14 protein-coding genes are annotated in these 18549 nt (G+C 73.3%); 4 read left to right on the forward strand and 10 right to left on the reverse strand.

Annotation, left to right across the window (positions count from 1 at the left end):
- Window positions 1-77: 77 nt before the first annotated feature.
- On the reverse strand, window positions 78-1037 hold the full coding sequence (locus ABZU32_RS07585; RefSeq protein WP_354918537.1) for a TetR/AcrR family transcriptional regulator C-terminal domain-containing protein: 960 nt from the start codon (window positions 1035-1037) through the stop codon (window positions 78-80).
- A gap of 267 nt (window positions 1038-1304) precedes the next feature.
- Here ABZU32_RS07585 and ABZU32_RS07590 point away from each other — a divergent pair, with 267 nt between their 5' ends.
- A complete protein-coding gene (locus tag ABZU32_RS07590) occupies window positions 1305-2501 on the forward strand; it encodes an FAD-dependent monooxygenase (RefSeq protein WP_354842461.1) in 1197 nt (398 codons plus the stop codon).
- Between the two features lie 22 nt (window positions 2502-2523).
- On the opposite strand, the gene ABZU32_RS07595 is transcribed toward ABZU32_RS07590, so the two are convergent.
- The 3 genes from ABZU32_RS07595 to ABZU32_RS07605 all read right to left on the reverse strand — a co-directional run bounded on the left by ABZU32_RS07595 (window position 2524) and on the right by ABZU32_RS07605 (window position 6525).
- Complete coding sequence (locus tag ABZU32_RS07595) at window positions 2524-4626, reverse strand: 3-hydroxyacyl-CoA dehydrogenase NAD-binding domain-containing protein (protein WP_354918540.1); 2103 nt, start codon at window positions 4624-4626, stop codon at window positions 2524-2526.
- Window positions 4623-5822 (reverse strand): thiolase family protein, encoded by a 1200-nt coding sequence (locus ABZU32_RS07600; RefSeq protein WP_354918543.1) that lies wholly within the window; start codon window positions 5820-5822, stop codon window positions 4623-4625. The genes ABZU32_RS07595 and ABZU32_RS07600 overlap by 4 nt, the downstream gene beginning before the upstream one ends.
- Before the next feature lie 88 nt (window positions 5823-5910).
- Window positions 5911-6525 carry a TetR/AcrR family transcriptional regulator gene (locus ABZU32_RS07605; protein WP_354918546.1) on the reverse strand — a complete coding sequence of 205 codons (615 nt, stop codon included), beginning with the start codon at window positions 6523-6525 and terminating at the stop codon, window positions 5911-5913.
- A gap of 103 nt (window positions 6526-6628) precedes the next feature.
- Here ABZU32_RS07605 and ABZU32_RS07610 point away from each other — a divergent pair, with 103 nt between their 5' ends.
- Window positions 6629-7264 (forward strand): SDR family oxidoreductase, encoded by a 636-nt coding sequence (locus ABZU32_RS07610; protein ID WP_354918549.1) that lies wholly within the window; start codon window positions 6629-6631, stop codon window positions 7262-7264.
- A gap of 101 nt (window positions 7265-7365) precedes the next feature.
- On the opposite strand, the gene rho is transcribed toward ABZU32_RS07610, so the two are convergent.
- Window positions 7366-8553, reverse strand: coding sequence for a transcription termination factor Rho (gene rho / locus ABZU32_RS07615; protein WP_354918552.1), 1188 nt, complete (start codon window positions 8551-8553; stop codon window positions 7366-7368).
- A gap of 873 nt (window positions 8554-9426) precedes the next feature.
- Between rho and ABZU32_RS07620 the strand changes: the two genes are divergently transcribed.
- On the forward strand, window positions 9427-10272 hold the full coding sequence (locus ABZU32_RS07620) for an MBL fold metallo-hydrolase (RefSeq protein WP_354918555.1): 846 nt from the start codon (window positions 9427-9429) through the stop codon (window positions 10270-10272).
- 122 nt (window positions 10273-10394) lie between these two features.
- Window positions 10395-10883: an NUDIX hydrolase gene (locus tag ABZU32_RS07625; RefSeq protein WP_354918558.1), complete on the forward strand. Its 489-nt coding sequence runs from the start codon at window positions 10395-10397 to the stop codon at window positions 10881-10883.
- A gap of 54 nt (window positions 10884-10937) precedes the next feature.
- Here ABZU32_RS07625 and ABZU32_RS07630 read toward each other — a convergent pair whose 3' ends face one another.
- The 5 genes from ABZU32_RS07630 to rfaE2 all read right to left on the reverse strand — a co-directional run bounded on the left by ABZU32_RS07630 (window position 10938) and on the right by rfaE2 (window position 18232).
- Window positions 10938-13238 (reverse strand): cellulose binding domain-containing protein, encoded by a 2301-nt coding sequence (locus ABZU32_RS07630; protein WP_354918561.1) that lies wholly within the window; start codon window positions 13236-13238, stop codon window positions 10938-10940.
- Between the two features lie 350 nt (window positions 13239-13588).
- Complete coding sequence (locus ABZU32_RS07635) at window positions 13589-14554, reverse strand: UDP-glucuronic acid decarboxylase family protein (RefSeq protein WP_354918564.1); 966 nt, start codon at window positions 14552-14554, stop codon at window positions 13589-13591.
- Window positions 14551-15684 (reverse strand): glycosyltransferase family 9 protein, encoded by a 1134-nt coding sequence (locus ABZU32_RS07640; protein WP_354918567.1) that lies wholly within the window; start codon window positions 15682-15684, stop codon window positions 14551-14553. Before ABZU32_RS07640 ends, ABZU32_RS07635 begins: the two co-directional genes overlap by 4 nt.
- Window positions 15685-15998: 314 nt before the next feature.
- Window positions 15999-16679, reverse strand: coding sequence for an SDR family oxidoreductase (locus ABZU32_RS07645; RefSeq protein WP_354918570.1), 681 nt, complete (start codon window positions 16677-16679; stop codon window positions 15999-16001).
- Between the two features lie 179 nt (window positions 16680-16858).
- Complete coding sequence (gene rfaE2 / locus ABZU32_RS07650; protein ID WP_354918573.1) at window positions 16859-18232, reverse strand: D-glycero-beta-D-manno-heptose 1-phosphate adenylyltransferase; 1374 nt, start codon at window positions 18230-18232, stop codon at window positions 16859-16861.
- Window positions 18233-18549 lie beyond the last annotated feature (317 nt).

The raw sequence follows: 18549 nt of genomic DNA on the forward strand, positions 1-18549 counted from the left end.
GCCCGGCTCGTCCTTCACCGATGGCCCGAGAACGCGGCCCGCCTCCCACCGGCCGCCGGTGAGGCCCGGCTCGCCCGTCACTGGCGGCCGGTCCGCCCGCGGGCCGCCTGTACGCGCACCGCGATGCCGTCGAGCAAGCTGAGCAGCCCGAACTCGAAGAGGCTGTCCAGGTCCAGCTCGACCCCCGGGGACCGCAGAATCCGCGAGAAGGCCGGGAACTCCCCGGAGGAGAGGAGCCCGGCGAAGGCGGGGGCCTGCGCCGCCATCCACTCGTCGTCGGTGACCCCGCTCTCCTGCCGCGCCTGCGCCTCCCCTTCGAGGTTGACGGCCACGCCGTGCACGTAGCTGTACACGGTGACCACCAGGTGCAGGAGCTCGTTCGGCCGCAACCCCAGACCGGTGAGGCCCTGCATCACCCACTCGGTGCCCGCGAGCGCGTTGTGCGACATCAGGGGACGGGTGAACGACTGCACCTGGGCGAGCCAGCAATGCCGGCGGTACATCGCCCAGTGCTGCCGGGCGACCAGCTCCAGCCGCTCGCGCCAGGTGCGGGCGGAGGGGACGGGCGTGAACTCCGCGCCGAACACGGTGTCGGCCATCAGCAGGACGAGCTCGTCCTTGCCCTGGACGTGCCGGTACAGCGACATGGTGGGCACGCCGAGGGCGGCGGCGGCCCTGCGCATCGACAGGGCGGCGATGCCCTCGGCGTCGGCGATCTCGATGGCGGTGCGGACCAGGCGCGCGCGGGCCGGGTCCCGGCCGTCGTCCGCCGTCGCGGGCTCACGGTGGCGCACGGGAACAGGCTCGGGGACGCGCACCACGGTGCCGATGCCCGGCATCGGCTGCACGAGCCCCTCCTGGCGGAGCGTCGCGAGGACCTTGGTGGCGGTCGCCATGGCCACGCCCCACTCGCCGGTGATCTGCCGGGTCGAGGGCACCCGGTCTCCGGCGCGCAACTCGCCGGAGGTGATGCGGCGCCGGAGCTCGCGGACGATCCGGGCGTACGGCGGCTCCGGTCGTGTCCCGGGACGGTCCACGGGGGCTCCTTCCGCTGGGCGCGGCGCGCGGGGGGCGTCGCCGAGCGTACTAGTGCACCAGGAACACCCGCCGTCCGCCGACCGGCGGGCGCCGCCGGTGGTGGACAGGCGATTCCCGGTGTGTCCGAGGTGTGCCGGCCTCCTGACGCACTAGTGCTCATGAGGACATCGTCGCAGTTCATTGCGTCAGTACACCGTACAAACTACCTTGCTCGCATCGGTCCGTACACCGTACATACATCCCCCGACATGGCCGAGGAGGCTGTGATGAACCGAAGTGTCCTGATCAACGGTGCGAGCATCGCCGGGCCGGCGCTGGCCTTCTGGCTGCGCCGCCACGGGTTCGACCCGGTCGTCGTGGAGCGGGCTCCGGCGTTCAGGGAGGGCGGTCACGCGATCGACCTGCGCGGGGTCGCCCACGAGGTGGTCAGGCGGATGGATCTGTCGGCCGAGGTCCGGCGGGCGAGCATCGGCACGCGCGGCATGTCGTTCGTCGATGCCTCGGGCAGGCCACGGGCGAGCATGCCCGTGGAGCTCCTCGGCGGCGAGGGCGCGGTCGGCGAGATCGAGATCCTGCGCGGCGACCTGTCGCGGGTGCTGTACGACGCCACCCGCGGCGACACCGAGTACATCTTCGGTGACCACGTCACCGCGCTCGCCGACGACGGAGACGGAGTCGAGGTGAGGTTCGCCGGCGGCGGCAGGCGCCGGTTCGGCCTGGTGGTCGGCGCGGACGGCATCCACTCGGCGATCCGTGCGCTCGTCTTCGGGCAGGAGGCCGGATTCGCCCGCCATCTCGGCTCCTACACCTCCTACTTCACCATCCCCTACCCGGTGGCCCACGACCGGTGGGACCGCTACCACACCCCGCTCGGCGGCCGCGCGGTGGCCATCCGGCCCACTGCCCGGCCGGACGAGGCCAAGGCGCTGTTCGGCTTCACCTCGCCGCCGCTGTCCTACGACCGGTACGACGCCGACCGACAGAAGAAGATCATCGCCGACCGGTTCGCGGACGTCGGCTGGGAGGTCCCCCGGCTGCTGGAGGCCATGTGGGAGGCCCAGGACTTCTACTTCGACACCATCGGCCAGATCCACATGGACCGCTGGTCCAGCGGCCGGACCGTCCTGCTGGGCGACGCGGCGTACTGCCCCTCGGCCCTCAGCGGCCTCGGCACCAGCCTGGCCCTGGTGGGCGCGTACGTGCTCGCCGGCGAGCTGGCCGCCGCCGGCGGCGACCACCGCGCCGGGTTCGCCGGGTACGAGCGCGAGATGCGCGGGTACGTCACGGCGTCCCAGGCGCGGGCCGGCGGCGGCGAGACGGGCTTTCTGTTCCCCAAGACGAAGGCGCACGTTCTGATGCGCGACATGATGATCAGATCGCTGCCTTACGTGCCGTGGCGAGGCATGATCGTCAAGCGGCTCCAGCAGGCCGACGCCATCACGCTCAAGGACTATTCGAGCTGACGGCGCCGGCCGTGGCCGGGGCTCAGGCGGGGACGGAGGCCACGCCGGGGGCGAGGAACGGGCGGCCGTTGACCGCGGCGGAGACGCCGGTCCTGTCCAGGTACGCCGTGATGCCGCCGGTGTGGAACGGCCACCCGGCCCCGAGGATCATGCACAGGTCGATGTCCTCGGCCGCCGCGACGACCCCCTCGTCCAGCATCAGGCGGATCTCCTCGGCCAGCGCCCGCAGCGCCCGGTCGCGCACCTGCTCCGCGTCCGGTCCGGACGCCCCCGACGCCTCGAAGATCTGCCGCGCCTCCGGGTCGATCGAGAAGTCCGGGGCGTAGACGCCCGGCTTGCCGGCCTTGACGAGCGTCGCCAGGTTGGCCGAGACCCCGTACCGGCCGGGGAACGCCTCGTGCAGCGTCTCGGCGACGTGCAGGGCGACCGCCGGCCCCACGAGCTGGAGCAGCGTGAACGGCGTCATCGGCAGCCCGAGCCCGTCCAGCGCGTGGTCGGCGACCTCGATCGGGGTGCCCTCGTCCACGGCGCCGATGACCTCGCCCATGAAGCGGGTGAGCAGCCGGTTCACCACGAACGCCGGGGCGTCCTTGACCAGGACGCTGGACTTGCGCAGCGCCTTGCCGACCGCGAAGGCCGTGGCCAGCGAGGCGTCGTCGGTCCTGTCCGCCCGGACGATCTCCAGCAGCGGCAGCACGGCGACGGGGTTGAAGAAGTGGAAGCCGACCACCCGCTCGGGGTGGCGCAGCCCGGCCGCCATCGCCGAGATCGACAGCGAGGAGGTGTTGGTGGCCAGCACACATTCAGGGGAGACCACGGCCTCCACCTCGGCGAAGACCTGCTTCTTCACCGCCAGGTCCTCGAAGACGGCCTCGATGACGAAGTCGGCGTCGGCGAAGCCGTCCTTGGTCAGCGAGCCGGTGACCAGCCCCTTCAGCCGGTTGGCCTGGTCGCCGGTGATCCGCCGCTTGCCGAGCAGCTTGTCCACCTCGGCGTGGACGTAGCCGACGCCCTTGTCCAGGCGGGCCTGGTCGAGGTCGGTGAGGACGACCGGCACCTCGAGGCGGCGGGCGAACAGCAGGGCGAGCTGCGAGGCCATCAGGCCCGCGCCGACCACGCCCACCTTGGTGACCTTGCGGGCCAGCGCCTTGTCCGGGGCGCCCGCGGGCCGCTTGGCCCGCCGCTGTACCAGGTCGAAGGAGTACAGCCCGGCGCGCAGCTCGTCGCCCATCAGCAGGTCGGCCAGCGCGTCGGTCTCGGCCTGGAAGCCGGTGTCGCGGCCGGCCGTGCGCGCCTGCTCCACCAGGTCCAGCGCCCGGTACGGGGCGGGCGAGGCGCCGCGCAGCTTGAGGTCCACGAGCGTCCTGGCGCCTGCGACCGCGGCCTTCCACCCCTCGGCGTCCTCGGTGAACGGGTGGCGCGAAACGGCGGCCTCGCCGGTGAGCACGTGCGCGGCCCAGCGCAGCGACTCCTCCAGGAAGTCGGCCGGCTCGAAGACCGCGTCGGCGACGCCCAGCTTGAACGCCTCGGTCCCCTTGATCATCCGGTTCTGGGACAGCGGGTTCTCGATGATCAGCTTGAGCGCGTTCGCCGGGCCGATGAGGCGGGGGAGCAGCTGCGTGCCGCCCCAGCCCGGCACCAGGCCGAGGAAGCACTCGGGCAGCGCGACCGCGGGGACGCCGGAGGAGATCGTCCGGTAGGTGCAGTGCAGCGCCACCTCCAGGCCGCCGCCCATGGCCGCCCCGTTCACGAACGCGAACGAGGGCACCTCCATCTCGCCGAGCCGGCGGAACACCTCGTGCCCGAGCCGGCCGAGGGCCTCGGCCTGCTCCCGGCCGCGTACCAGGGCCGCGCCCTTGAGGTCGGCGCCGACGGCGAAGATGAACGGCTTGCCGGTGAGGCCGACCGCCGCGATGTCGGTGCGGTCGCAGATGGCGTCCAGGGCCTTGTCCAGCTCGGCCAGGCCGCGCGGGCCGAAGGTGTTCGGCTTGGTGTGGTCGAAGCCGTTGTCCAGGGTGATCAGGGCCATGGTGCCCGCGCCGTCCGGGAGCCGCACGTCGCGGACCAGGGCGTGGGTGACGACCTCGTCGTCGAAGATGCCGGTGATATCGGTGACGCCGCTCACTTGCCGCCCTCCCAGGCGAGGTTCTCCCAGACGACCGTTCCGCCCATGCCCATGCCGACGCACATCGTCGTCAGGCCGTAGCGCACCCCCGGGTTCTCGCCGAACTCGCGGGCGAGCTGCGTCATGAGCCGCACGCCGGAGGAGGCGAGGGGGTGGCCGAAGGCGATCGCGCCGCCGTAGGGGTTGACGCGTGGATCGTCGTCGGCGATGCCGAAGTGCGACAGGAAGGCCAGCACCTGCACGGCGAAGGCCTCGTTGATCTCGATGAGGCCGATGTCGCCGATGGACAGCCCGGCCAGGCGCAGCGCGCGCTCGGTGGAGGGGATGGGCCCGACGCCCATCACCTCGGGGTCGACCCCGGCGAAGGCGTAGGAGACCAGCCGCATCTTCGGGGTGAGACCGAGCTCGGCGGCGGTGTCCGCGGCGGCGATGATGCTGCCGGTGGCGCCGTCGTTCAGGCCCGCCGAGTTGCCGGCGGTCACGTGGCCGTGCGCGCGGAAGGGCGTCTTCAGCGCTGCCAGGCCCTGCATGGTGGTGCCGGGCCGCGGCGGCTCGTCCTCGGTGGCCAGGCCCCAGCCTTCCGCGGCCTTGCGGGTCGCCATCGGCACCAGGTCGGGCTGGATCTTGCCGTTGGCGTACGCCTTGGCCACCTTCTCCTGGGAGGCGACCGCGTAGGCGTCGGCGCGCCCCTTGTCGATCTCGGGGTAGCGGTCGTGCAGGTTCTCGGCGGTCATGCCCATGATCAGGGCGGAGCCGTCGACGAGCTTCTCGGACATGAAGCGCGGGTTGGGGTCGACGCCCTCGCCCATCGGGTGGCGTCCCATGTGCTCGACGCCGCCGGCGATGGCGACGTCGTAGGCGCCGAAGGCGATGCCGCCCGCGACGGTGGTGACGGCGGTCATCGCGCCGGCGCACATGCGGTCGATGGCGTATCCGGGCACCGACTTGGGCAGCCCGGCCAGGACGGCGGCCGAGCGGCCGATGGTCAGGCCCTGGTCGCCGATCTGGGTGGTGGCCGCGATGGCGACCTCGTCGACGCGCTCGGGCGGCAGTTGCGGGTTGCGCCGCATCAGTTCACGGATGACGCGGACGATCAGGTCGTCCGCCCGGGTCTCGGCGTACAGGCCCTTGGGGCCCGACCGGCCGAAAGGTGTGCGCACGCCGTCGACGAACACGACGTCACGGGACGAAGGCACGGCTGCTCCTCGCTGCTGGATGGCTTCCGCCTACATGCTACTCGCGAGTAACATGATGCCACGGCTCTTCATTCCCCTTACCCCGGGGTCAGGCGATGCCCGCGAGAATGGTGCGCACCAGCCCCGCGGTGAAGTCCTCCACGCTCTTCGGCGAGCCCTCCTCGCCCATGAACAGTCGCAGGAACGCCCGCTGGTAACAGGCGCCGAGCAACAGCGCCGCCGCCGAGCCGGTGTCGGCGTCGGCGCGCAGGCGGCCGTTCTCCCGCAGGACGCCCAGATACCCGGCCACCGCGGTCAGCGGCTTGTGCGGACCGGCGTTCAGCTTGCGCAGCTCTTCACGGTGCCGCTCCAGCAGGGCCGGCTCGGCGAACAGTGAGGAGCCGATCGGCATGCTCGCCTCGTAGAACAGCGTCGCCGCCCGGGCGATCTCGACGAGGCACTCCTCGGTCGTGCGCCCGCCGGGGTCGGCGGACAGCCGCTCGATCAGCGACCCGAGCGCGGGCAGCCGCTCGCTCAGGACGGCGATGAACATCTCCTCCTTGCCGGTGAAGTGCCGGTAGAGAGCCGCCTCGGAGATCCCGGCCTCACGGGCGATCTCCTTGGTGGTGACGTGGGCCAGACCCACCGTGCGCATGAGGTGCTCGGCGGAGTCGAGGATGCGCTCACGGGTGCGGGCGCCGGCGGCCGTGCGCGGCTGGGGCATCGGGATGGCGGGCCTCTCGGTCGGTGCGGCTTTTGGCTGCCTATGGAAGGGGTACTCATCCTATGATGTGAGTGAGTACTCACCAACCTTTGGGGGACGTCTCATGAAGCTCACCGTTTTCGGCGCCACCGGGCGCACCGGCCGGGAGGTCGTCAGGCAGGCGCTGGACGCCGGGCACCAGGTCACCGCCGTCGTCCGCGACCCCGCCCGCCTTCCCATCAGCCACGGCGCGCTCGAGGTGATCACAGCGGAGGTGACCTCGCCGGACGCGCTGCGCCCCGTCCTGGCGGGCCGCGACGCCGCGATCTCCGCGCTCGGCCCGAACGGCAGGAAGGACGTGGGCATCGCCTCCAGGGCGCTGACCTCCATCGTCCGCGCCATGGAAGGCGGCGACGCCCGCAGGCTCGTCACCCTCAGCGCCGTCCCGGTCGGCCCGATCCCCGACGGCGAGCCGCTCATCTACCGCGCCGTGGTCCTGCCCCTCATCCAGCGCATCTTCCGGGACGGGTACGCCGACCTGCGCGCGATGGAGGACGAGGTACGGCGCAGCTCGCTCGAATGGACGGTCGTCCGGCCGCCGAGGCTGACCGACAAACCGCCGACCGGCAAGTACCGTCGCGTCGTCGGCGGCAACGTGGCACGCGGCCACACCATCTCCCGGGCCGACCTCGCCCACGCGCTGCTGGACTGCCTGGACGACCCGGCCACCGTCAAGCAGGCCGTCGGCGTCGCCAACTGAGGTCCGGCCGGTGCGGGCACGCGCGACGACGGTCGAGGGATCCTGGCAAAAGTTCCAGTGATCGGCTGAGCCTCCGGCTTCCGCCGATTGGCTCCCTCGCGTCAGGAAGAGCTCACCTGGCGCAGGAAGGCGGCGTTGGAGGGCGTCTCGCGCAGGCGGCCGAGCAGTGCGCCCAGGGCCTGCTCGCGATCGAGGCCCGACAGCGCGCGCCGCAGCTTCCACACGACCTCGCGCTCCTCGGCCGTCAGGAGCAGCTCCTCGCGCCGGGTGCCGGAGGCGGCCACGTCGACGGCGGGGAACAGGCGCTGCTCGGCGAGCGCCCGGCTCAGCCGCAGCTCCATGTTGCCCGTTCCTTTGAACTCCTCGTAGAAGAAGTCGTCCATCCGCGAGCCGGTCTCGGCCAGCGCGGTGGCGAGGATGGTCAGCGATCCGCCCTCGCGGGTGGCCCTGGCGGCGCCGAACAGGCGTTTGGGCAGGTGGACGGCCTGCGCGTCCACCCCGCCCGTGAGCGTCTTGCCGCCGCTCGGCGCGATGACGTTGTAGGCGCGGCCGAGGCGGGTCAGCGAGTCGAGCAGGACCACGACGTCGGTCCCGCGCTCGACCAGCCGCTTGGCCCGCTCGACCGCCAACTCGGCGATCAGTGTGTGGTCGCGCTCCGGCCGGTCGAACGTCGAGGCGACCACCTCGCCGTGCACCGACTCGCGGAAGTCGGTGACCTCCTCGGGCCGCTCGCCGACCAGGACGACCATGAGGTGGGCGCCGGGATGGTTACGGGTGACGGCGTCCGCGATGGCCTTGAGCACCATCGTCTTGCCGGCCTTGGGCGGCGCGACGATCAGGCCGCGCTGCCCCTTGCCGACGGGCGTCAGCAGGTCGACCAGCCGGGTGACCGGCGAGCCGGTCTCCAGGGCCAGGCGCTCGTGCGGGTGGACGGGGGTCATGGCGGCGAAGTGCGGCCGGGCACGTCCGGGCTCCTCGTCGTCCACGGAGACGATCCGCACGTCCCGGTCACGCGGGCCGCGGGCGAGGGCCGTCACCAGGTCGCCGGGGCGCAGGCCGAGCTCCTTGACCCGGGCCGGGGACAGGTGGACGTCCTGGTCGCCGGGGAGGTGGCCGCCGACGCGGATGTACGCCGCCTTGTCGCGGACGTCGAGCAGGCCGCGGACCTCGGTGAGGGGCCCGGTCTCGTTCTGCGGGGCGGCGGCGGGGCCGGCGGGGTCGGCCTGGCGCCGGCGGGTCCTTCTGGGAGGCGCCTTCGCGGGCGCCGGGGCTTCGATGGTCGCTGTCATGGTGGTTCCTTGCTGGTGGGCCGGAATCCCGGCCGGCTGATGGGAGAGGCGCGGAGAAGATCGCGGAAGGCGGCGGCCGTGCGTCCTGACGTGCCCGGACATACGGCGGCACGCCGCGCCGGCAAGGCGACGGCCATGACGGCGGTATCGGGCCGTGACCGGCGGTGTCCGCCGCGACGACGGCGTCGGGCCGTCCCCGGCGGTGTCCGCCGCGACGATGGTGTCGGCCGTGACCGGCGGTGTCCGCCGCGCCGGCGGGGCCGGCCGTGACCGGCGGTGACCGGGGTGTCGGCCGGCGACCAGGTTGGAGGCCGAGCCGGGCCGGAAACGGTCGTGCCCGGCCCTCGTCGTGACTTGTCAGGACTTGGCGGATTACCGCGACCTGTCGGCTGTATCGGCCGGGCGGACGACCGCACGGTGACGCGCGTGCCCACAGCGGTCGCGGTGGTGGTGGCGAGATCCGCATGAGTTCGGCCGCGTGAGGCGACCGGCTGCGAGATGCCAGCCCCGAACGGGGCGGCGAGAAGGTGAACGGCTCATAACGGCGGGGAAGGAAGACATCCCACCTGGAGAGCCATCTTTACCATAACATCACCGCACCGCCTCCGCGCAAGCCCCGCCGTCCCATCATCTGCAGGCTGGTGCGCGCCATCATCGGCACCGCCTCCGCCCCTGCTGTCCCATTCCGTGTGGGCACCGCCGTCCCCTCCGCGCAAGCCCTGCTGTCCCGTTCAGCGTGGGCACCGCCGTCCTTGTGCCGGGATCACGCGATCGCCATCCCATGGGTCCCGAGACCATGCCAAGCTGGGGCCCGCGGCCGATCTGTCCCTGGCGGCCGAACGTGTCGAGGCGTCCAGTTCAGGAGAGCGCGCGATGGCGTACGAGCCGATGATGGTCTCCGGGGTGGAGGTCGTGCCGCTGCGGGACGCCGTGGGCCCCATGGGCGGCGACCTGCGCCATGCGCCCGGCGCGAACTTCGTCGGCGGCTCGCCCGAGCACCGCGCCGCGCTCACCGCGTGCGAGTGGATATTGCACTTCCGCTGCTACCTGCTGCGCCTTCGCGGCGACCGCACGATCCTGGTGGACGCGGGGCTGGGCGGGCGTGACTCGCCCGCGTCCGCCTGGGCGCCGGTGCCGGGGCGGCTGGTGGACGAGCTCGCCGCCGTGGGCGTGGCGCCGGCGGAGGTGGACACCGTCGTGCTCACCCACCTGCACAGCGACCACGCCTCAGGGGCGGTCACCGACGGCGTGGCGACCTTCCCCAACGCCCGGCACGTCGTCCAGCGCGCCGAGATCGACTGGATCGAGGGCGCGGGGCCGAACGCCATTCTTGAACGCGTGCTGCGCCCGCTGACCGGGCTGGTCGACGCGGTCGAAGGCGAGGCCGAGGTGGCCCCGGGCGTGCGGGTGCTCCTGGCCCCCGGCCACACGCCCGGCCACCAGATCGTCGAGGTCGGATCGCTCTTGCTGACGGGCGACGTGTTCCTGCACCCGACGCAGCTCGCCGACCCCGCGATCGTCTACCGGCACGACGACGACCCGGCGAAGGCCGTCGCGACGCGGCGGCAGGTGCTCGGCAGATCGCGCGCCCGCGGCGGCCTCATCGGCACCGCCCACTTCCCCGAGCCGTTCAGCCCCCTCCCCGACCCCCCGGCCGCCGCCGGCCCGCAGGCCCAGACGGATACCGCCGCCCAGGCCAGGCGTCACGTCGATCAGTGACATGGTCGCGGTGACGACCACCGTCCGCGACCGGTGACAGGGGAGGCCACGCGGCCGTCCCCCCTTCTGCTCGGGCGGGGTCCACGGGCAGCCGGTAGATCAGCGGAGATACGGTCGAGGTCATGGTCGCGCTTCCGCCCGAGGAGTTCTACGCCGGGCTCAACAAGACCCTGGCCGGCGCCGGGGCGTTCATCACCGACGCGCAGGACAGGGTGCTGCTGGTCAAGCCCAACTACCGCGACCACTGGCTCTGGCCCGGGGGGCACGTGGACGAGGGCGAGACCCCCGACCAGGCGTGCGCCCGCGAGCTGGCCGAGGAGCTCGGCCTCACCGTCCCGGTCGGCCGCCTGCTCGGCGTGCACTGGGTGCCCCCGTTCGGCGACCGGCCCCTCCCGCTGGTGCACTTCCTGTTCGACTGCGGCCACCTGCCGGACGCCGACCGCCTCGTCCTGCAGGAGGAGGAACTGGACGCCTGCGGCTTCTTCGACCCCACCGAGGCACGGGCCCTCATGCCCGCCTACCTCGTCCGCCGCCTCGAGGCCGCCCTGGAAGCCCGACACCGGTCCACCTCCTTCTACCTCACCGGCGGCTCCCCCGAGTACACCCCCTGACCGGCCGGCCGCATGGCGCGGCCGGCCGGGAGGATGATCGGCTAGGCCGAGCGGTCAGCGCAGGTAGAGGGCGGGTTGGGGTGGGGTGGACATGCCGTTGCCGATGAAGAAGCTCGGGTGCGGGGGCTGGTTGTAGGCGGTGTTCTGCCAGGCGACCGCTTCGCGGTACTGGATGTCGTGCATCAGGGTGAAGATGCGCCGGTCGGTCACCGTGGTGGTCGCGTAGATGCGCAGGGCGCGGTCGTCGCTGGTCGGCCAGACGATCTCCTCGCGCCAGTCGCCGAACAGGTCCGCCGACAGCGAGGGCGTCGCCTTGGTGCCGTTGTTGGAGTGCACGCCGGAGGCCGTGAGCAGCCGCGTCGAGCCGCTGGTGCCGTACTTGTCCACCTGGGTCTGGTCGAGCAGCTCGCGGATCGGGTCGGCGTCCCACCAGGCCAGGAAGTTCATCGAGGACGGTTTGGCGCCGATGTTGGCGCCCTTGGTGTTGCGCAGCCCGTCGGCCTTGGCCGACCAGGACTCCGCTCCGGCGCTGCCGGACCATATGTCGTCGGACACGCCGCGCCCGTTGTCGCCGTTCGCCGGAGTGGTCCACAGCACCTGGCCGGTGCGCGCGTCGGCCATCCACGAGCTCGGCTTGCTGGAATCCTCGTCCACCTTGAAGACCTCAAGGCCGGAACGCGAGGGGTCCAGGTCTCCGACGTGCAAGGCGTCGCCGTGGCCGTTGCCGGTGTTCCACAACGGGGAGCCGTTGTCGTTGATCGCCATCGCGCCGAACACGATCTCGTCCCTGCCGTCGCCGTCCACGTCGGCGATGGCGAGGTTGTGGTTGCCCTGGCCGGTGTACTGCGAACCCGCGGAGTTGGAGTCGAAGGTCCACCGCTTGGTCAGCGCGCCGCTGCGGAAGTCCCACGCCGCGATCACCGTGCGCGTGTAGTAGCCGCGCGACATGATCAGGCTGGGCCGGGTGCCGTCCAGGTAGGCCGTGGCGGCGAGGAACCGGTCGACCCGGTTGCCGTAGCTGTCGCCCCACGAGGACACGGTGCCGCGCGGCGGGTCGTAGTTCACCGTCGACATGGCCTTGCCGGTCTGCCCGTTGAACATCGTCAGGTATTCCGGCCCCGACAGCACGTAACCCGAGGAGTTGCGGTAGTCGGCGCCGGAGTTGCCGATGACGACGCCGGTGCCGTCCTTGGTCGCGTCGGCGGTCTTCATGGCCACCTCGGCCTTGCCGTCGCCGTCGTAGTCGTACACCTGGAACTGCGTGTAGTGCGCCCCGGCGCGGATGTTGCGGCCCAGGTCGATGCGCCACAGACGGGTGCCGTTGAGCTTGTAGGCATCGACGAACACGTTGCCGGTGTAGCCGGACTGGGAGTTGTCCTTGGCGTTGGAGGGGTCCCACTTCAGGACGAACTCGTACTGGCCGTCGCCGTCGAGGTCGCCCACGCTGGCGTCGTTGGCGCTGTAGGTGTAGGCGACCCCGTCAGGGGTGGTGCCCCCGGACGGCGGCGAGATCGGCACGTCGAGGTAGGCGCCGCCGGTGAAGCGCAGGGAGCTCTCCGAGGCGGCCTGCTCGGCGCCGTCGACCACCGGCCGCACGGTGTAACTCGCGTCGGCCGCCGCGCCGTTGTCCAGGTAGTTCGTGGACCCGGTGATCGGCGAGGAGTTCAGCTTGGTGGAGCCGCGGTAGAGGTTGAAGGCGACGCCTGAGGGGTCGGTGCCGAGCATCCGCCAGGAGACCAGGTTGCCGCTGCCGGACCGCACGCTGACCAGGCCCCGGTTCAGCCGCTCCGCCTGGCGCGCGTTCGCGGGCGTCGGGGTCGGTGTCGGGGTCGGGGTGGGCGTGGGGGTCGGGGTGACGGTCGGAGTCGGCGTGGGCGTGGGCGTCACGGTCGGCGTCACGGTCGGGGTGGGGGTCGGCGTCGGGCCGGTCGTTCCGGTGCAGGTCACCCCGTTGAGGGTGAACGACGCCGGAGCCGGGTTGCTGGAGTTGTTCCACGAGGCGTTGAAGCCGAAGGAGGCGCTCGCGCCGGTCGCCAGCGCGGCGTTGTAGCCGGCGTCCGCGGCGGTCACCTGCGCGCCGCTCTGGGTCACGGTGGCGTTCCACGCCTGGCTGACCTGCTGGCCGGCGGTGAATGCCCACACCAGCCGCCAGCCGTCGATCGCGTCGCCGAGGTTGGTCACGGTGACGTTGCCGGTGAAGCCGTCCGTCCACTGTGAGGCCACCGCGTAGTCGACCCGGCAGCCGGCGGCGGCCTGGGCCGCGACGGTCGTCGCCGTCCCGGTCGCCGCGACCGTGGCGGTCGCCGCCGCCAGGATCACCAGCCGGCGGACCGGCGATCTCGCGAAGTAGCGCATGACTCTCCTCTTCGTGCGGAGCGCCGGGCACCGAACCGTGCGTTGAAACGATTCGATGGCCGGCGCGTCGACATACCCGCGAGGCCTGACCTTCCGTCGCGACTGATTCGCTCGAAACTAAGCCGAGCCTGCCGCGCCGCGCCATGGCCGCTCGCCGGTCGCCGCCACGGTCGCGAGAGGGCCTGGCGCGGACGGCCGCGCTCACCTCAGCCGATCCGCTCCGGCGACACCGCCGCCCGGGCGGGGCGGGCTGAAACTTCCACAAGACGGCGGCGCCCGCCCTACGAAGGTCGACGGCCGCCCCACCGGCCGCCGGCTCGTCGTTCAGGACGTGGGCGCCAGGTCCGCGTTCAGGACGCCGGTCGGCTGGTGGCTTGCAACAGTTCGCGCTCGAACCAGGCGATGGTGCGGCGCAGGCCGGTGATCGCGTCCACCGTCGGGCGCCAGCCGAGCCTGGAGACGGCGAGGGAGGTGTCCGGGCGGCGCACGGCCGGGTCGTCCACGGGCCGGTCGACGAACGTGATCGGCGAGGAAGAGCCGGTCAGGTCCCTGATCGTCGTGGCGAGCCGGAGCATGGACATCTCGGAGGGGTTGCCGATGTTGACCGGTCCGGCGAAGTCGCTGTCGGCCAGGGTGAGGACGCCGTCCACGGTGTCGTCCACGTAGCAGATCGACCGCGTCTGGCTCCCGTCCCCGGTGACCGTGATCGGCTCGCCGTGGAGGGCCTGGCGGACGAACGTGGGGATGGCGCGGCCGTCGTGGGGCCGCATGCGGGGGCCGTAGGTGTTGAAGATGCGCACGATGGCGGTGTCCACGCCGTGGGACTGGCGGTAGGCCGTGGTCAAGGACTCGGAGAAGCGTTTGGCCTCGTCGTACACGCTGCGCGGGCCGACCGGGTTGACGTTGCCCCAGTACGTCTCGCGTTGCGGGTGTTCCAGAGGGTCGCCGTACACCTCGCTGGTGGAGGCCAGCACGAACCGGGCGCCCTTCTCCCGGGCCAGCCCGAGCGCGTGCAGGGTGCCGAGGCTGCCCACCTTGAGCGTGGCGATCGGGTGGCGCAGGTAGTCGGTCGGGGACGCCGCCGAGGCGAAGTGCAGCACCAGGTCCACCTCGCCCGGCACGTGGACGTAGCCGGTCAGGTCGCACTCGACCAGGCGGAACCTCGGCCGGCCGATCAGGTGCTCCACGTTGGCGGGAGACCCGGTGAGGAAGTTGTCCATGCAGATGACCGTTGCGCCCTCGGCCACCAGCCGCTCGCACAGGTGGGAGCCGAGGAACCCCGCGCCCCCGGTCACGACGACCCGGTGTGCTCTCATCGCACGCTCACCTCCAGCAGGTCCGCGACGGCGTCGAGCACGGCTCCGACGCCGATCTCCGTCAGGCCGGGATCGGGCCGGCTCCCGTGCGGGTCGCCGTGCCGTCCCGCCCACAGCGCGACATGACGGCCTGTCGGAGGCGGGCCCCACTGCGCGGGCGCCACCGGGCCGAAAAGCACGACCGACGGCGTCGCGAAGGCCGTCGCCAGGTGCGCGACGCCGGTGTCCCCGCACACGACCATCCGCGCTCCGGCGACCAGCCGCGCGAGGCCGCGCAGGTCCGTGCGGCCGGCCAGGACGCGTCCGGCGGGTAGGCCGGCCAGCGTGCCGACGCGGACGGCGAGGGGGTGTTCGGCGGCGGTCCCGGTGACGACCACGCGGTGCCCGGCGCGTTCGAGCGCCGCGGCGACCTCGGCGAACCGCTCCGCCGGCCAGCGCCGCGCCCCTGACGCCGCGCCCGGATGCACCACCACCCCGCCCCACGCCCCGGCCTCCGAGGCATCCGCCCCGAGTCCGTCGAGGTCCGCCCCTAGGCCATCGAAACCCGCCCCATGCCCGTCGGGGTGCGCTCCGGACCCCTCCAGGTCGGCTACGGGCCCGTCGAGGCCCTCAGCGGGGCGGTCCGGCCGACCCTGGAGGGCGTCCGGGTCGAGCAGGAGGTCGGCCGGGTCGGCGGCGATGCCGTACCAGCGCAGCAGCGCGCACCACCGGTCCACCTCGTGCATGCTCTGCCGCCACGGCGGGCCCTCCAAACAGGGAAACTCCAGGTGAGCGTGGGTGAGCAGCCGTCCGGGACGGGTGCGGGACAGCGCGGCGGTGCTCTCGGGCCCGCGCCCGTGCAGGTTCACCGCGACGTCCGGACGGCGCAGCGGCACCGGCCCCACTCCCGGGACGTCCAGCAGCTCGTCCACGGCGCCGATCAGCGGCACCAGGCCGGCCAGCGCGGCGGGCGCCGCCAGGACGAGGCGGTGCCCGGGGTAGGCCCGCCGCAGCCCGCGCAGCGCGGGAACCGCGGTGAGCAGGTCGCCGAGTCCCAGCGCGCGCACGACCAGCAGCACGGGCCGCTCGCCGGACGCGGGGTGGACGGGGTGCCCACCGAGCACCGACGGGACGGGGCGTTCGCCGGACACCCCGCAGACGAGCCGCTCGCTGGACGCCGTGTGGAGGGGGCGCTCGTTGGACGTCGGTCGGACGGGGCGTCCGCCGGACACCATATGGACGGGCCGCGCACTGGATGGCGCGCGAACAGGATGCTTGCCGGCAGCCGGGTGGACAGGCCGCTCGCTGGGCACCGCTCGGACGGACCGCCCGTTGGACGCGGGGTGGACAGTGTGCTTACCCTGCGCCGACGGGGCGGGGCGTTCGCCGGACACCCCGCAGGGGGGCCGCTCGCTGGACGCCGTGTGGGCGGGGCGCTCATCGGCGGCCGGGCGGGGCGTGCGGTTCATGGCCATGACGGCTCGGTCGACGGGCAGACCACCAGCTCGCGCAGCTCGCACCCGGGAGGCTGGCCGAGCGCGAACACCACGGCGGCGGCCACGTCCTCGGGCTGGTTGAGCCGGGCGTCCGGGCCAGGACGGTACCGCTCGTCCCTGCCGTCGAAGAAGCGCGTGCGCATGCCACCCGGCACCAGCAGCGTGACGCCGACCCGGCCGGCCAGCTCGGCGGCCAGCGCCCGGGTGAAGCCGACGACGCCGAACTTGGCCGCGCAGTACGCCGTCGCGTCCCCCACCGCCCGCAGGCCGAGCGTCGAGGCGCAGGTGACGACGCGGCCCGCCGAGCGCTCCAGGTACGGCAGGGCGGCGCGCACCACCGAGGCGGTGCCGAGCAGGTTGACGCCGATCACCCGCTCCCACTCGACAGAGGGGACCTGCGCCAGCGGGCCGCACCGGTCGATGCCGGCGGCCGTCACCACCCCGTCCAGGCCGCCCACCCGCTCGGCCAGCTCGGTCACGGCGGCCTGGACCCGGTCGCGGTCGGCGACGTCCGCCACGACGTGGTCGACGCCGTCCTCGGGCACGCCGACGTCGATCACCAGCGGCCGCCCGCCCGCCTTGGCGACCGCGTCGGCCGTGGCCTTCCCCAGGCCGGACGCTCCGCCGGTGATCAGGATGTTCCCCACCATGTTCGCTTCTCCTCGCTGCAGAACGGGGGGCCGGTCGTGCGCCGGGGGCGTCAGTGTGCCGGGTGCCGGGTGCCGGGTGCCGGGTGCTGGGTGCCGCTGGTGTGCGGGTGCCGGATGCCGGATGTCGGTATGTCCGTGCGCGGTGCCGGTGCCGGTGCCGGCGTGCCCGGGGGCGCCGCCTACACCACCTCCTGGGCGGCGGCGATGAGCCCGGTGGTGGAGTGGCCGGGCACCGTGGGCAGGACGACGACCTCGCCGCCGGCCTGCCGCACCGCCTGGGCCTCGGGGAGCTCCTGCCCGGTGTAGTCGCCGCCCTTGACCCACACCTCCGGCCGCAGCCGGTCGATGAGCAGGCACGGGGTGTCCTGCTCGAACACCACCACCGCGTCGACGCAGCCGAGGGCACGCAGGATCTCCACCCGGTCGCGCTCGGCGACGACAGGCCGGCCCGCCCCCTTGAGGCGGCGGACGGACTCGTCGGAGTTGACGCACACGATCAGCGCGTCGCCGAGCGCCCTGGCCTGCCGCAGCAGGCTGACGTGGCCCGCGTGCAGCAGGTCGAAGCAGCCGCCCGTGGCGATCAGCCGCCCGCCCGTCGCGCGCACCATGGCCGCCAGCTCGAACGCCGTACGGGGCCGGTCGTCCAGCGCCGCGCGCGTCCGGTCGGCCCGCGGCGGCGCCGGCAGGCGGATGGCCGCGGCGCCGCCGGCGGCGACGAACCGGGTCGCCTCCGTGACCGCCATCGTCACCGCCTCCTGCACCGACGCGCCGTCGCGCAGCGCCAGCGCCGCCGAGGCGGCGAACCGGTCGCCGGCGCCGCACGTGTCGCCCCCCGTGATCGGCATGGGCGGCGGCACCCGCAGCGTCCGGCCGGCGCGGGTGCACAGGACGGCTCCGTCGGCGCCGCGCGTGACGGCGACCGCCTCGGCGTGCAGCTCGCGGACCAGATGGCGGGCGGCCTGCTCGACGCCGGTGCACGGCCGGCCGTACAGCACCGCGGCCTCGGGCTCGCTCGGCGTGACCAGCGCGCAGCCGGGCACCGGCGGGAATCCCGCCGGGTGCGGGTCCCAGACGAGCGGCGCGGTGCGGCGGTTGAGCAGGTCGCGCACGGTGTCGGCGGCGCCGCGCCCGTAGTCGGACACCAGCACCGCGCCCGCGCCGCGCAGCGCCCGCGCCGCCCGGTCTCCCTCGGGGCCGCGCCAGGCCCGGCCGTCCCCGGTGTCGACCCGCAGCAGCGTCTGGCCGCGGGCGCGGATCCGCGTCTTGCGGGACGTCGTCCCGCGCAGCGGCAGACGCACGACCTCGGCGAATCCGGCGAGCAGGGCGCTCAGGCGCTCCCCGGAGGCGTCCTCGCCGAGCGCGGTGACCAGCACCACCTCCGCGCCCTCGCGGGCGGCGAGCAGCGCGGCGAGCCCGGCGCCTCCGGGACGGCGGTGCTCGGTGCGCCCGCGGACCACCGGGACCGGCGCGTCAGGGCAGAGCCGCTCGGCGTCGCCCTCGATGTCCACGTCGAGCAGCGAGTCGCCGACGACGACGATCGGGCCTCCCCTCATCCGCGTCCCCTCTCACCCGTCCCGCGAACCGTCCGTCCCCGACCGTCCCGCCGGTCCTGCCCGTTCCGCACGTTCTGCCGGTTCCGCTCATCCGGCGGGACCTTCCCGCCCCGCCGGTCGTGCCCCTTCCGCAGGTCCTGCCGGTTCTGCCGGTCCGGCTCGTTCTGCTGGTCCTGCGGGACCTTCTTGTCCCGCCGGTCCTGCTGGTTCTGCCGGTCTTGCTCGTTCCGGCGGACTTGTCCGTCCAGCAAGGTCTGCTCGTCTTGCGGGGCCTTCCCGTCCCGCTGGTCCTGCTCGTTCCGCTGGTCCTGCGGGAC

Source organism: Sphaerisporangium sp. NPDC005288 (genome assembly GCF_040607475.1).
GTDB classification, from domain to species: Bacteria; Actinomycetota; Actinomycetes; order Streptosporangiales; family Streptosporangiaceae; genus Sphaerisporangium; species Sphaerisporangium rhizosphaerae.

Bases quoted from the DNA above. Each gene is read 5' to 3' on its own strand.
- ABZU32_RS07630 (WP_354918561.1), bottom strand. From the start codon at position 13,238: ATGCGCTACTTCGCGAGATCGCCGGTCCGCCGGCTGGTGATCCTGGCG.
- ABZU32_RS07625 (WP_354918558.1), top strand. From the start codon at position 10,395: ATGGTCGCGCTTCCGCCCGAGGAGTTCTACGCCGGGCTCAACAAGACC.
- ABZU32_RS07605 (WP_354918546.1), bottom strand. From the start codon at position 6,525: ATGCCCCAGCCGCGCACGGCCGCCGGCGCCCGCACCCGTGAGCGCATC.
- rfaE2 (WP_354918573.1), bottom strand. From the start codon at position 18,232: ATGAGGGGAGGCCCGATCGTCGTCGTCGGCGACTCGCTGCTCGACGTG.
- ABZU32_RS07620 (WP_354918555.1), top strand. From the start codon at position 9,427: ATGGCGTACGAGCCGATGATGGTCTCCGGGGTGGAGGTCGTGCCGCTG.
- ABZU32_RS07610 (WP_354918549.1), top strand. From the start codon at position 6,629: ATGAAGCTCACCGTTTTCGGCGCCACCGGGCGCACCGGCCGGGAGGTC.
- ABZU32_RS07645 (WP_354918570.1), bottom strand. From the start codon at position 16,679: ATGGTGGGGAACATCCTGATCACCGGCGGAGCGTCCGGCCTGGGGAAG.
- ABZU32_RS07635 (WP_354918564.1), bottom strand. From the start codon at position 14,554: ATGAGAGCACACCGGGTCGTCGTGACCGGGGGCGCGGGGTTCCTCGGC.
- ABZU32_RS07590 (WP_354842461.1), top strand. From the start codon at position 1,305: ATGAACCGAAGTGTCCTGATCAACGGTGCGAGCATCGCCGGGCCGGCG.
- rho (WP_354918552.1), bottom strand. From the start codon at position 8,553: ATGACAGCGACCATCGAAGCCCCGGCGCCCGCGAAGGCGCCTCCCAGA.